This window comes from Azospirillum sp. B506 (assembly GCF_000333595.1).
In the GTDB taxonomy this organism is placed as follows: Bacteria; Pseudomonadota; Alphaproteobacteria; order Azospirillales; family Azospirillaceae; genus Azospirillum.
The window spans coordinates 1-11,540 of sequence record NZ_BADK01000271.1 but is presented as its reverse complement, the minus strand read 5'-3'; the positions used below and the strand labels follow the sequence as shown (position 1 = coordinate 11,540).

The following is an 11,540-nucleotide window of genomic DNA, read 5'->3' as shown; positions in this document are numbered from 1 at the left end:
TGCACGTGCCGGGCTGGTCGTACTCGCGGCCGTCCTCAAGGACCAGCCGGACCTCGGCCTGACCGGCTGCACCCTGGATGCGGCCGGCGGCCAGATCGCGTCGCAGGCCGAGCAGAGCGGAGCTGGGTTGGGTCACGTCGACATAGATGGGGTCGAGCTGCGTCACGGTGACCATCGAGCTGGTCTGGCCGGCGGTGACCAGCGCGCCGGGGGTCACCGACGAGCGGCCGGTGCGGCCTGAGATCGGCGAGCGCACCTTGGTGTATTCCAGATTGATGCGGGCGGTTTCGACATTGGCCTTCGCCGCGGCGACATCGGCCTGTCCCTGGCGCAGCGTGGCGACCGCGGTGTCCAGATCCTGCTGGCTGACCGCCTTTTCCTTTGCCAGCGGCTGGTAGCGGTTGACGGTCAGCTGCGCCGACGCGGTCGCGGCCTCCGCCTTTTGCTGGGCGGCAATGGCGCTGTTGAGCGCCGCCTGATAGCTGGCCGGATCGATCTGGTAGAGCGGCTGTCCCGCCGTCACCGGTTGCCCTTCGGTGAACAGCCGGTCGCGGATCACGCCGCCGACCTGCGGCCGCACCTCGGCGGTCTGGAAGGCGGTGACCCGGCCGGGCAACTCCGTCACCACCGGAACCGGATGGGGGTGCAGGACCACCGTGGTCACTCCCGGCGGCGGGCCGGATGGGGCACCCTGGGCCGAACCGCCGGCCTGGTGTGAGGTTTCCTGGCAGGCGGTAAGAAGCAGAAGCAATGCGCCGACGCCGAGCACCGGCAACCTTTCCGGAAGAACGGAAAGCAGGCCGTTCTCCTTTGGGGGCCGCGGTCTGGCGCAATCGTGAGACTGGCCAATCATTTAAGAGCATTCCTTTTTGAAACTGGCGACTTCGGTGTCTGTGCCGGGAATGCTATGGCTTGACTGTTACCCGCCTATGTCTGGCGCCGGCTTTTGCGTAACGGTCTGTAACAGGGTGATAGGCCTGCAAGCCTCGGTGCTGCGGACTGGCAGCGGGTACCCAAGGCCACCCGCCGCGCTTACGGTCCGGTGCCCCTGCCGTCGGGCCGCCCGCCAACCGATGGGTTCAGACCGAGGTCAGACGAGTCCATGGTCGCCGCCCGGATTGCTGCGACCATCACCCCCGAACAGGCCGAACCGAGATCTGCGTGACCCCGTGTCCACACAATCGGCGCAGGATCACTCCCGCCGGGCCAGTCCGCGCATCGCCATGAGCATCAGCAGGGCGACGGCCAGCAGGATCAGCGCGCAAGCGATGGCGACACCGGTCTCGCCGGTCGCGATGTTGAGGAAGACCGCCATCGGCAGGGTTTCCGTGTGGAAGCGGGTCGCTCCCGCCACCATCAGCGTGGCTCCGAACTCGCCCAACGCCCGTGCCCAGGCCAGCACGGCTCCCGCCGCGATGCCGCGCCCGGCCAGTGGCAGGTCGATCCGCCAGAACACCTCCCATGCCCCGGCACCCAGCGTCCGCGCGGCGGCACCATAGCCGGGGTCCACCGCCCGGAAGGCCGCCGCCGCGCTGCGCAGGACGACGGTGGTGGCGATGAAGGCCAGGGCCAGCACCACGCCCGCCGGGGAGAACAGCAGTTCGATCCCGAGCGTGGCGAGCGGTCCGCCCAGCATTGGCCGTCCGAACAGGAACAGCAGCCCCAGTCCGGCCACCAGCGGCGGCATGACCAGGGGCACGTCGAGCAGGGTGTCGAGCAGCGCCCGTCCGGGAAAGTGCCGCCGCGCCATCAGATAGGCGGCAGGCAGCCCGAGCAGCAGCGCGATCGCCAGTGCCGCCACCGAGGTCAACAGCGACAGGCGCAGGGCGAACAGCGTTTCCGGCGCGGTAACGGCGGCGGCCAATTCCCCCGGCCGCAGCCGCAGAGACAGCGCACCCAGCACGCCGACGATCATCAGGGCGATGAGCGCGAGGGGCAGGACGAGCAGACGTTCGAAGCGTGTCACGCCGCGCCTTATGGCTTGGGCGCCGGCGGAAACCCGAAACTCTGGAAAACGGCCAACCCGGCGTCCGACGCCAGGAAGGCGGCGAAGCGCCGGGCGGCGTCCGGCGCGGCGCTGGTCTTCAGGACGGCGACCGGGGCGTATTCCGCCTGATACCAGGACGGCGGTATCGCCAGAACGGTGAGCTTGCCGGGAGTCTGCGCCACGTCGGCGGCGCCGATGATGGCGGCGTCCACATTGCCGTCCAGCACATAGAGGGCCAATTGCTTCACCGTCGCCGCGCGCACGGTGACGTTCTTGCGGATCGCCTCGCCTTGGCCGGACTTGTCGAGGATCTCCTCGGCCGTGCGTCCCAGTGCCATCGCCTGCGGGTCGCCGAGGCCGAGACGCACGCCGGGCTTGGCAAGGTCGGCGACGCTGCGGATGGCGTCCGCCCGGCCCGGCGCCACGGCGAGAACCGGGCCATGCACAACCAGAACCTGCAGGTCGGCGACGGCATCCTGCTCCTTCAATTTGTCGGTGTAGAAGGTGGTGCCGGGGATGAAAAGATCCCCCTTCCGCGTTTCGGCGAAGCGGGCCAGCAGCTGGCCGGACCCGCCATATTCGGCGCGCACAACGATGCCGGTTTCCTTCTGGAAGGTTGCGATCAGGGCGTCCACCGGGGGCCGCAGTCCGGCTCCGACATAGGCATACAGTTCCTGCGCCGAGACGGCGGCAGCCTGGACGGCGAGGAGGCCGAACGCAAGGACCAGGGTTTTCAGGCGCATCGGAAACGTCCCTTCATCAGAATCACGCCGACGACGAGCATCGCTATATCCAATCCAATATTTCCAGGCCGGGGTCAAGACCGCAATGCATCAATGGATATGACCGCGCCGACGGCGGGCGTCGAGACAGCGCTGGCGCCGTTGGCCGGTTCTCCCTCCTTTGTCCTTGATCTGGCATGCCATTCACCTTCGCGGGAAGGGCCGCAGCGTGCCGCTCCAGCCTCCATTGCCGTTGTTGCTCTGATCCTTCGGTTGGTATAGGGTTATCGCTATATCTCGCTGGATATAGATATAACGAGGTCGCCTGTCATGCGCCCGCTTCTCCCTCGGATTGCCGCCTCGCTGCTTGGCTCCGTCCTGATGCTCGGCTCCGGAGCGGGCTGGGCGTTGGAGGGGCAGGTCGTCGTGATGACCAGCTACCCGGACGAGCTTGTCCAACGCTATGAGCAGGCCTTCGAGCGTGCCAATCCCGGCACCGACCTGCAGGTGGTCTGGAAACCGTCACGCGACGCTGCGGTGGAACTGGCCAAGCCCGACCAGGGCGGCGTCGACGTCTATTGGACCCCTTCGCTCGGCAGCTTTCCGCGGCTGCGCGACGCCGGGGCCTTCCGCCCGCTGACGGTGGACCGTGCTGTCCTGCCGGGCGTTGTCGATGGGCAGGTCGTTTCCGACCGCCAAGGCTTCTTCGAGGCGTTCGAGGTCGCCGGCTACGGGCTGATCGTCAACCCGGCGGCACTTGCCCGCGATCGCCTGCCGCAGCCGGCGACTTGGCGTGACCTGGCGGCGACACGCTGGAAGGGGCGGCTGGCCCTGCCCATCGCCGGGCAGGTCGGCTTCTCCGGCGCGCTCTATGACATCCTGTTGCAGGCGGAGGGCTGGGAGGCCGGCTGGGCGCTGCTCGGCGAGGCCGCGGCCGACGCGACGCTGGTCGGCAGCGGCGGGCAGGTCAGCGAAAGCGTGGTGAACGGCGAGGCCGACGTCGCCGTGACAGTGGATTTCTTCGCCCGCAGCGCCATCGCCAACGGCCATCCGGTGGCTCTGGTCTACCCGCCGCGCACCGCCTTCCTGCCGGCCCAAGTGGCGATCACCAGGGCCGCGCCACACCCGGACGCGGCACGCGCCTTCGTCGATTTCGTCCTGTCGGCGCCGGGGCAGGCATTGCTGTTCCATCCCGACATCCGCCGCTATCCGGTGCGTCCCGATGTCTACACCCAGGCGCCGGCCGGGTACGTCAATCCCTTTCAGAGGATCGGGGCCGAAGCTATGCTTACGACATGGAGACGGGGCTGAACGCCACGGCCTGATCGCGGCGCTGTTCGACACCCTGATCGCCGAGCGGCAGGACCGGCTGAAGACCCTGTGGGGCGCCATCCACACCGCCGAAGCCGTTCTGGCTGCCAAGCCCGACACCGAGCGCGCCGCCCTGGTGAACAAGGCGCGCGCGCTGGCCGGCTTCGTCCCGGTTGCCGGTGCCGACGCCGACCGTCTCGCTCCGAGCTTCCAGGACCGCCGTTCCAATCGCAATCCGGAGGAGCAGGCGGCTGTGCGGAAAGACTGGTCGGCCCGCATCGACGCCGCCCAGGCAGAGGCGCTGGATCTCGCCCGCCGGGCGTTGCCGACGCCATGAGAAGGCTTGTCCTTCTCGCTGCGGCCCTGTTGGTTGCCGCGACGCCTTTGCGGGCCGATGAGGCGGTGACGATGCCAGTCCTGGGACGCGATGCTTTCTCCAGGCCGCTGCCGACTCTCGATCCAGCGCACCGCGCCGCCTTCCAGGCCGGCCGCTCGCTGTTCCAGCAGGTGTGGACCGTCGGACCGTCGGAGGTGCGCCCCGACCTCGACGGGCTCGGTCCGCTGTTCAACCGGCAATCCTGCGTCGCCTGTCACGCCAAGAACGGCCGCGGCGAACCGCCGGAGGGCGAGAGCGACAGCATGCGGTCCACCCTGGTCCGTCTGTCGGTGCCCGGCGACGGGGCGGGTGACAAAGCGGGTTGGGCGCCGCGACCGCATCCGGTCTATGGCGACCAGTTCAACCCCGACGGCATCCCCGGCGTGCCGGGCGAGGGCCGGGCGACTCTGGTCTGGTCGGAGCGCATCGAACGCCTGGCCGACGGCACGCCAATCGCCCTGCGCCGGCCGGAGCTGCGGCTGAGCAATCTCGGCTACGGGCCATTGGGGCCGGAGGTGATGACCTCGGTGCGGGTGGCGCCGCCGCTCGTCGGGCTCGGCCTGCTGGAGGCGGTGGCGGAGGCCGATCTGCTGGCACTCGCCGATCCGGACGACCGCGATGGCGATGGGGTGCGCGGGCGGGTCAATCTGGTGTGGGATGCGGCGCGAGGCGCCTTTGCGGTCGGCCGCTTCGGGTTGAAGGCCAACCAGCCGAGCTTGCTCCAGCAGAATGCCGGTGCCTTCGACGGCGACCTCGGCTTGACCTCGACACTGTTTCCGCACCATGGCTGTACGGCGGTGCAGACCGCCTGCCGGGCGGCAGCGGGAGACGACGCGAGCGATGCCAAGCCGGAGTTGAGCGACGAACAGCTCGATCTGGTGACGCTCTACACCCGCGCCCTTGCGGTGCCGGCACGGCGCAACGCCGACGATCCCCTGGTGCGGGTTGGGGAAGGTCTGTTCGCCGCCATCGGCTGCGCAGCCTGCCACACCAGGACCCTGCGCACCGGCCCGTCGCCGGCCCTGCCGGAACTGGCCGGCCGAACCATCCACCCCTACACCGACCTGCTGCTGCATGACATGGGCGAGGGTCTGGCCGACGGGCGACCCGACTTCCAGGCCACCGGGCGGCAGTGGCGGACGCCGCCGCTCTGGGGCCTCGGCCTGACGGCGGCGGTCACCGACCGCCCGACCTACCTGCATGACGGCCGCGCCCGCACCTTGCTTGAGGCCATTCTCTGGCACGGCGGCGAAGCCGAGCCGGCGCGGGAGGCGGTCCGTCGCATGCCCTCGCTGAACCGCAAGGCACTGCTGTCCTTCCTGGAGTCCCTTTAGCACGGCGTCCCACAGCGCTGGGTCGGCTTGTGCATTGCGCAATCTCTTTATATCCTTATGAATATAGCGTTCTCGTCGTCCGGGCTTGGAAAAGTGGAAAGCGACCGATGAAGCCACCCATCGTGATACTGGGCAACGGAACGCCATGGCTGCGGCTCGGCCGCATCCATCTGACCGCCGGGCAATGCGGGCTGATCACCGGACCGACCGGCACCGGCAAGACCAGCGTGTTGCGGGCGCTTGCCGGCCTGCCGGGGCATGGCGGGCACGTAATGGCGGTCGACGGCGGCATCGCGGTGCCGATGGGGACGGCCTATCCGGTCGCCTTGGTACCGCAGGTTCCCGACGTTCCACTGCGCTCCGGTCCCATCGAGGCGGCGGTGGAAGCGGCCATCGTCGCCGGCCACCGCATCCCTTCCCGGTCGGTCGCGGAAAGCCCTGTCCGGGTCGCCGACGCCTTGCGCGAGGTCGGTCTGGAGGGGGCCGTCGGCCGCAGGATCGAGACCTTGTCGATGGGCGAACGCCATCGCCTGGCCATCGCCGCCGCCCTTGCAGCCGATCCGGCGGTGCTGCTGCTCGACGAACCCTTCGCGCTGCTGGATTCCAATGGGGGGCAGATGCTCCGTTCCGTCATCCGCGGGCGCCCTGCCATGGGGCGCATCCTGCTGATCAGCGAGCATCCGCCGGACCGGATGACCGGCCTGCCGGCGGTCCATCTGCGCATGCCGGCTCCGGACACCGGTACGGCGCCGTCATCCCCGATGAGGACAGGGTGAGCGCGGAGCCGGGAAACTGGACGCTGCCGGCGCCACCGGTTCTGTGTGCCGAGGGGCTGCGGGTTCCGCGCGGCGACGGCACGCCGCTGTTCGACCGGCTGGCGATGACGGTGCCGGCGGGACGGCGGTTCCATCTCAGCGGCGTCAACGGCGCGGGAAAGAGCAGGCTGCTGCGCTGCCTGATCGGAGCGGAACCGATGGAGGACGGCACCGTCACCATCACCGACCTGCGCAATCCCAGCCCGCGCGACCTGCCGGGCCGCGTCGGCTTCCTGCCCCAGGACCCACCGCGTCACTTCTTCGCCGAAACGGTGCGGACGGAAATTGGCTTCGCCCTGACCCGGGCCGGCTTGCGCCCTCCCGACCGCGCCGAGCGGGTGGACCGGGCAATGGCGCAATTCGGCCTGACGTCGCTGGCGGAGCGCTCTCCACAAAGCCTGAGCGTCGGGGAGCGGCAACTCGTCGCCCTGGCCGGTCTGGTGGCTGGACGCCCCCGCCTGTTCCTGCTCGATGAACCGTTGAGCGGGCTGGATCCACAGCGCGCCGCCCATGCCCTGGCGGTGCTGGCCACCGCCGCCCGCCGTGACGGCTCCGCCGTCCTGCTGGCGAGCCACGGGTCGCTGCCGGTTCCCGGCTGGGCCGACCGCAGCCTGCGGCTTGAGAACGGCCGCCTGCACGCCGTGGCGTGAGGCGGCCGCCATCTGGAGGCTCGGCCAGGATCAGAAGCTGTAGCGCGCGGTGACGAACATCGTGCGCCCCGGCTCCGGGAAGCCGTCGGCCAGGGAATAGTTGGTGTCGAACAGGTTGCGCACGCCGGCCGACAGTTGCGCGTTGGCGGTCAGGTCGTAGCTGGCCTGGAGATTGGCCAGGACATAACCACCGTTGCCGAGGAACACGGTGCCCGAGGTGCTCTGGCTGTAGCGGCCGCTTGCCGCCTCGACGCTTGGGACGACGCCGAGTTGTTCTGTCGGCCTCCAGTCTGCGTGCAGGAACAGTTTGTGGTTCGGCGTGCCGACCGCCTTCAGATTCGGGATGTTGGGGTCGGACAGCGTCCGGATGGTCAGCGTGTAATTGCCGCCGACCTCCAGCGTCGGAGCCAGTCTGGTGGTGACGGCGACCTCGAAACCGCGATAAAGGCCGGAGGCCATGTTGCGGCTTTGCGTCGTCGACTGGCCGTTGATGACGATCGGCGCGTTGGCGATCACGTCGCGCAGGCGGCTCAGGAAAACGGCGCCCTCGACACGGGTGGACCCGAAGCGCTCCGAGACGCCGATCTCGTAGTTGATCGCCTTTTCCGGCTTCAGGTCGGGGTTGGAGGCCGCGCCGTTGAAACGGGTGCTGAAGCGCTCGAAGATGCTGGGAAAGCGGCTGCGGGCGGAGATGCTGGCATGCGCCTCGCCAGTCTTCGAGAAGCGGTAGACCACAGCCCCCTGGGCATTGGTGGCGTCGCTGTCGGCGCGTTTGTAGTCGATCATCGAGCCGGTGGCGGTGCCGTTCCAGTCCTGCGCCTCATGCAGGCGACGCCAGTCGTGGCTGGCACCGAGCACGATGTCCAACGCCTCGGTTGCGTGGAAACTGTTCTCCAGCGCGACCGACCAGGTGTCCTCCAGATCCCGCTGCTTGGGCTCCAGGAAATTGCCGGGGTAGAGGCGTTGCCATTCCTTGTGGTCGTCACGGCGGAAATGCAGGGCGCCCTTCAGCGTGTTCATCGGGATCAGGTCGGTGCCCAGTTCGACGCTGCCGCCATAGGCTTTGTCGTCATAATAGCTGCGGAAGGAGCGTGAGGTGGCCTGCCGCGTCAGGGCGGCGTCATCGAAGGAGTAAAGCCCGTTCTGGAACGTGTTGTAGTAGAGCTTGGTCTTTGCGTAGGACGCGTTGCCGATCTTGGTATTCGACAGCCAATAGACGCTCTGCAAATCCCAGTAGGGCCAGCTCCAGTAGCGCTGGTTGGCGACGGTATCGTTGACATTCAGCGGCGCGCCCTTCTTGCCCGACTGTTTCTGGAAGTTGATCGAGTATTCGTCGGTGTCGTTGGGCGTGAAGCCGGCCTTGAGGTTGACCGACCAATCGGCGGTCTGCGACTGGTCGCGGTTGCCGCCATTCTCCGACGCCACCGGCTTGAAGCTCTCCGACAGGCGGCTGTGGGTGGTCTCGGTTTTGGTGCCGCTGGCTTGCAGGTAGAAGCGCTCCTGCCGGGTGCCGGCCATGCCGTAGGTGGTGTAGCCGCCCAGGGCTGCCCGGTTGTCGAAGGACAGCCCCTGGCGCAGTTCCGCTTCGAAGGCGCGGGTCGGCTTGCGGGTGACGAGGTTGATGGCGCCGCCCATGGCGCCCGGTCCGTCCAGCACCGAGGCGTAGCCCTTCGACACCTGGATTTCCGACAGGTCGGGGGTCAGCAGGCGGCCGAAATCGAGCCGGTTGTCGGCGGGAAGATAGATCCGCACGCCATCCATCATCACCGGAATCTGGTAGCGGTCGAAGCCGCGGATGTAGACCAGCCGTTCGTTGCGCTGCCCGCCGGTCGTCGAGGACGTGACGCCGGGAATGATGTCCATCGCCTGATCGAGCGACTGCTTGTTGAAGGTCTGCATCTCGTCCGCCGACAGGCTGGAACCGCCGATCGGCTGCCCGGCCGCCTGGGCCGACACGTTGATCTGACCGAGCGTGAAGACGCCGGTCCCCGCGTTGATAGCCGGATCGCTTCCGGCGTCGCCGGCGAATGCTCCACCACCGGTCAAAACCCCAATCGTGAACGTAATATACAAACAGGAATTACGCATCTCGCCCCCAAGAACAGCGGTTTCCGTTTTGCCGACGCAGCAGGCCCCCTGCCAGCCCAACCTGCTGATCGCAATCGATGTATTCATATGGATATATCGATTATGACCATTCTGTCAAAAGGCTCTCTGATTCGGAGCAGGGGATGCGTCGTCTCGACAGACCGTCCAGTGCCGTGGGATGCGCCTTCAGCGCTGCCCCATGCTTCCGGACCGATCATCCGGCCCAGGCGCCTGCGGTTTATCGGGCCGCACCGGCATTTCCGGTCTTCATGGCCGGTGTGTTCTCGTCGGGACGATGTCGCCGTAGCAGGCGGATTGATGAGAGCAGGCATCGCAGACGGTTGCCCTGTCGGCGGGCCGGATCCTTACTGTCTGACGATGATGGTGTGGAGCGGATTGTGGCTACTTGTCGCGCTCGCACGCCGTCGGATGGCGCCCGCCCGGCGGTGCCCGCCATAGCGACACCCACCAGCGGTCCAGCGCGGCACGGTCGCAGGGCAGCCTGACGGTCAGCCCATTGGCCAGGTCGAGCCAGTGGGGGAACAGTGCCTCGGGCACCGCAATGACCGCGGGCACCTCGCGCAGCATCGCGAGGTGCAGGACGTCGAGCAGGCCGGCGCCATTGAGTTCCTGCCAACCGAAGCGGTTCAGCACAACGATGTCAGGCCGCCCGTCGACCAGAACGGCCAGCCGCCGTCCGATACCGGCGAGGCTTTCGCCGTCAGGCTCCGCATCGGAAGAGAGGGTGCCTTGGCCGGAAAGCAGACGGAAGCCATGTGGCGCCCCGCCGCCCAACGGTGCCTTGCGGCGGACCTGCACGATCCCCACGGCGTCGAAGCCTTGCGTCTGCAGGTTGAACAGGAAGCCGGAGAGCAGCCTGTCGGGGTTGTCCGTGCTGCCATAGACGACCGCCGCGACGTCGGAGCGGTCGTCGAACGGGGGCCGGACCGGAGGTATGCCGGCGAGGGACGGATGTCCTTGGAGGGGGCGGTGCATGGTCAGTGCTCCTCGCCCGATGGCTGGCCAATCGGGTCGAAGCCGAAGCGCGCCAGCGTCGCCTGTCCCTCCGGCGAGAGGATCGCAAGCATCAGCCCGATGGCGGCCGGCTTCTGGAGGCTCGTGATGGCCAAACCATATTCGGGGCCGGTGGCATAGGGGGGCGGAACCGGCACCACCTGGAGGTCGGGCGTGGCTTGGCGCCGCTGCTCGGCACCGCTGCAATAGGCGATCATGACGGTGATGTCGCCGCGCGCGAAGGCGGAGGCGATCGGGTCGGGATCGGACGGGTCGGCGGCGGTGCTGCCGCCGACGATCTTCCTGGCCTTGGCGTCGAGCGTGGCGAAGGCGCCGGGATGGTGCCGCCCGATACGCTTGAACATTTCCCAGGTGTAGTCGCCGCCGGGATCGGCCTTGGGCGTCGATGTGCCGATCCGGACCGACGGATCGAGCAACCGCTCGGCGAAGGATGCCGGCTCCAGCCTTGCGTCGGGTTTGGCAAAGGCGCACAGCCGATTGCGGGTGAACATCACGGCGGCGGCGGCCCGCCCGTCCTTGCGCAGGGTCAGCGCATGGCCCATGTCGGCCGAGGTGAAGAGATCGACCGCCTCGCCCGCCTCGATCCGGTCGCGCATCAGGCCGGATGGCCCGAAGGCGGTGCGCACGCTGTTGCCAGTCGCCTTGGCATAGTCGGAAGCAATGGCAGTCATCGCGGCGCGCAGACTGCCCGCCCCATAGAGCACCAGTTCCTCGGCTCGGGCGGTGGACACAAAGGCGGCTGACATGGCGGCGGCGGCGGTTGCCAGCAGCGTCAGTGTCGCAAGGCGGCGGAGCGGAATCATGGGTCCTGAACCTCGATCGGTGGGGCGGCAATCGCCGCGATGAAGCTTGCAATGCTGGCGCTGCGCAGCGGGATGAAGGGTTTGCCGGCCTGACGGCACAGCGTCTTGATGCGTCCGGCGGCAGCATGGCTGACGCAGTCAACCGGAAAGAAGGCGATGTCGGCCTGGCTGATCAGGCCGGGCAGCAGGGCTGCGTTGTCCTCCACCCCGCCATCATGGGCGAGCATCGTGCCGCCCCGCCGCCTGGTCAGCGTCCGCAGGACGCCGATCAGGCCGGGCCGCCCGCCGACATAGAGCAGCCGGCGACCGGCGAGATCGCCTGGACCGGCATCCTCGCCGCCGCCCCGGCCGCACGCGCTTTCATCGGCCAACACCGCTTCGGAAGCGGACAATTCGGCCTGAAGCGTCCTCTCCCGTGA

General features: G+C 68.2%; 12 protein-coding genes. 5 read left to right on the top strand and 7 right to left on the bottom strand.

The window, feature by feature from the left end; all coding sequences use genetic code 11:
- From I71_RS08610 to modA, 3 genes are all read right to left on the bottom strand, one after another.
- A partial coding sequence (locus tag I71_RS08610) for an efflux RND transporter periplasmic adaptor subunit (protein ID WP_244433715.1) occupies positions 1-769 on the bottom strand: 769 nt, incomplete at its 3' end.
- 423 nt (positions 770-1,192) lie between these two features.
- Positions 1,193-1,966 carry an ABC transporter permease gene (locus I71_RS08605; RefSeq protein ID WP_244433714.1) on the bottom strand — a complete coding sequence of 258 codons (774 nt, stop codon included), beginning with the start codon at positions 1,964-1,966 and terminating at the stop codon, positions 1,193-1,195.
- Positions 1,967-1,974: 8 nt separating this feature from the next.
- A complete protein-coding gene (gene modA / locus I71_RS08600) occupies positions 1,975-2,730 on the bottom strand; it encodes a molybdate ABC transporter substrate-binding protein (RefSeq protein ID WP_042693849.1) in 756 nt (251 codons plus the stop codon).
- A gap of 309 nt (positions 2,731-3,039) precedes the next feature.
- On the opposite strand from modA, the gene I71_RS08595 reads away from it, so the two are divergent.
- From I71_RS08595 to I71_RS38195, 5 genes are all read left to right on the top strand, one after another.
- Positions 3,040-4,020 (top strand): ABC transporter substrate-binding protein, encoded by a 981-nt coding sequence (locus I71_RS08595; RefSeq protein ID WP_049976000.1) that lies wholly within the window; start codon positions 3,040-3,042, stop codon positions 4,018-4,020.
- A complete protein-coding gene (locus tag I71_RS37245; RefSeq protein WP_148294192.1) occupies positions 3,932-4,357 on the top strand; it encodes a hypothetical protein in 426 nt (141 codons plus the stop codon). The genes I71_RS08595 and I71_RS37245 overlap by 89 nt, the downstream gene beginning before the upstream one ends.
- Before the next feature lie 71 nt (positions 4,358-4,428).
- Positions 4,429-5,730: a di-heme oxidoredictase family protein gene (locus I71_RS08590; RefSeq protein WP_244433713.1), complete on the top strand. Its 1,302-nt coding sequence runs from the start codon at positions 4,429-4,431 to the stop codon at positions 5,728-5,730.
- Positions 5,731-5,837: 107 nt separating this feature from the next.
- Entirely contained in the window at positions 5,838-6,506 is a 669-nt protein-coding gene (locus I71_RS38200) for an ATP-binding cassette domain-containing protein (protein ID WP_049975998.1), read from the top strand.
- Positions 6,503-7,195 (top strand): energy-coupling factor ABC transporter ATP-binding protein, encoded by a 693-nt coding sequence (locus I71_RS38195; protein ID WP_049975997.1) that lies wholly within the window; start codon positions 6,503-6,505, stop codon positions 7,193-7,195. Before I71_RS38200 ends, I71_RS38195 begins: the two co-directional genes overlap by 4 nt.
- 30 nt (positions 7,196-7,225) lie before the next feature.
- On the opposite strand, the gene I71_RS08575 is transcribed toward I71_RS38195, so the two are convergent.
- The 4 genes from I71_RS08575 to I71_RS08560 all read right to left on the bottom strand — a co-directional run.
- Positions 7,226-9,241 (bottom strand): TonB-dependent siderophore receptor, encoded by a 2,016-nt coding sequence (locus tag I71_RS08575; RefSeq protein ID WP_159107361.1) that lies wholly within the window; start codon positions 9,239-9,241, stop codon positions 7,226-7,228.
- 444 nt (positions 9,242-9,685) lie between these two features.
- Entirely contained in the window at positions 9,686-10,279 is a 594-nt protein-coding gene (locus I71_RS08570; protein ID WP_042693847.1) for a DUF2478 domain-containing protein, read from the bottom strand.
- A gap of 2 nt (positions 10,280-10,281) precedes the next feature.
- Entirely contained in the window at positions 10,282-11,121 is an 840-nt protein-coding gene (locus tag I71_RS08565; protein WP_049975996.1) for an extracellular solute-binding protein, read from the bottom strand.
- Positions 11,118-11,540 (bottom strand): DUF2325 domain-containing protein (locus tag I71_RS08560; RefSeq protein WP_244433712.1); only part of this gene is annotated, 423 nt, incomplete at its 5' end. The genes I71_RS08560 and I71_RS08565, both read right to left, overlap by 4 nt.

Coding starts and splice junctions, on each gene's coding strand:
- modA (WP_042693849.1), bottom strand. CDS start 2,730: ATGCGCCTGAAAACCCTGGTCCTTGCGTTCGGCCTCCTCGCCGTCCAG.
- I71_RS08595 (WP_049976000.1), top strand. CDS start 3,040: ATGCGCCCGCTTCTCCCTCGGATTGCCGCCTCGCTGCTTGGCTCCGTC.
- I71_RS37245 (WP_148294192.1), top strand. CDS start 3,932: ATGTCTACACCCAGGCGCCGGCCGGGTACGTCAATCCCTTTCAGAGGA.
- I71_RS08590 (WP_244433713.1), top strand. CDS start 4,429: ATGCCAGTCCTGGGACGCGATGCTTTCTCCAGGCCGCTGCCGACTCTC.
- I71_RS38200 (WP_049975998.1), top strand. CDS start 5,838: ATGAAGCCACCCATCGTGATACTGGGCAACGGAACGCCATGGCTGCGG.
- I71_RS08570 (WP_042693847.1), bottom strand. CDS start 10,279: ATGCACCGCCCCCTCCAAGGACATCCGTCCCTCGCCGGCATACCTCCG.
- I71_RS08565 (WP_049975996.1), bottom strand. CDS start 11,121: ATGATTCCGCTCCGCCGCCTTGCGACACTGACGCTGCTGGCAACCGCC.